Annotated in this window: 1 protein-coding gene; it reads left to right on the plus strand. The window is 33.7% G+C overall.

Features of this window, described 5'->3' with window-relative positions:
• Positions 1 to 119 precede the first annotated feature (119 nt).
• Positions 120 to 1,337, plus strand: a complete 1,218-nt coding sequence (locus ACTJJ9_RS26265) for an ISL3 family transposase (protein ID WP_145585446.1) — start codon at positions 120 to 122, stop codon at positions 1,335 to 1,337.
• The last annotated feature ends 44 nt before the right edge of the window (positions 1,338 to 1,381 follow it).

A 1,381-nucleotide genomic window follows, 5' to 3' on the forward strand; every position in this document is an offset into this window, starting at 1 on the left:
TGGTTCTATAATAAATGTTGGGGTTTTAAAACAATTTGAAGAAAAAAAGAGCACAATATCACCCATTCTTATATACTTGAGTTGTCGAGAAACAAGTATAGAGTGGAGATATGTGCTGTATGAATTCTAACATAAATTTACCTGGATTTGAAGAAGTGATAGTCAACAAAACTGAAGTAATTGAAGATAAATTCTGTTTTTATGTAGAGATGCCAGTAAAAGAACATCCATGTCCAAACTGTGGAGCATTAACGTTAAAAGTCCATGATTATCGAACTCAAAAAATAAAGCATTTAAAGGTATTTGAACGCCATACTGTTATTTTTTACAAGAAGCGTCGTTATTCCTGCGTTTGTGGAAAGAGGTTTGCAGAAAATAATCCTTTTATTGAGCGTTATCAACGTTTATCTATTGAATATAATCAAGCCATAAAAATCCGTAGTATTAAAGGAAAAACGTTTAAAGAAACAGCCGAAATTTATGGAATCTCTTCTTCTACCGTTGTACGTCGTTTTGATGAGCTAGCCGAAAGGACCATTCAAGAGGAACCGAAAGATTTACCGAAGGCAATCGCAATAGACGAATACAAAGGAGATACAAAAGAGGGAAAGTACCAGCTTATTATTGCGGATGCGGTTACGCGGGAACCTATCGACATATTACCAAATCGGTATAAAAAGACAATTATGCATTACCTAAAGAAATATGGGGCAAATGTAGAATTTGTGGTAATGGATATGAGTCCATCTTTTAAAGCAGCTGTTCAACAAGCACTAGGAAAACCTGTCATTATCGCAGATCGGTTTCATTTTGTTCGATATATTTATTGGGCGCTAGATAGTGTTAGAAGAAGAATACAGTCTGACTGGCACGATTATGATCGTAAAAAGTGTAAGAAGATGCGGCATGTATTCCATAAACACTCAGAAAAATTAACAGAAGAAGATAAGTGGTATTTAAAACGGTATTTAGGTTTTTCAAAAGAATTAAAGACAGCTTATGAGCTAAAAGAAGCTTTTTCTAACTGGTTTGTTCAAGCAAAAGAAAATGGGTTAGGGAATATCCTCAAAACTAAAACGTCATTAATCGATTTTTACCGAAAAGTAGAACAGGCTAATATTCCAGAGTTTAAAAAAGCAATAAAAACCCTACAAAATTGGCAAATAGAAATAGTAAATAGTTTTGCCTATAACTTTACTAACGGCTTTTTAGAAGGAATTAATAATCTAACAAAGGTCATGAAAAGAAACGCATTTGGCTTTAGAAGTTTCAAGCGTTTTAGAGCAAAGATTTTATTAACACATAAGTATAAAAAAGTGGGTGTTCATGTTGGATAAGGGAGAAGTAAGATTTACTTCACCCCAACATTTGACGTTGAACC

Origin of the sequence: Metabacillus sp. 22489 (assembly GCF_052044855.1) — a bacterium.
GTDB lineage: Bacteria > Bacillota > Bacilli > Bacillales > Bacillaceae > Metabacillus > Metabacillus niabensis.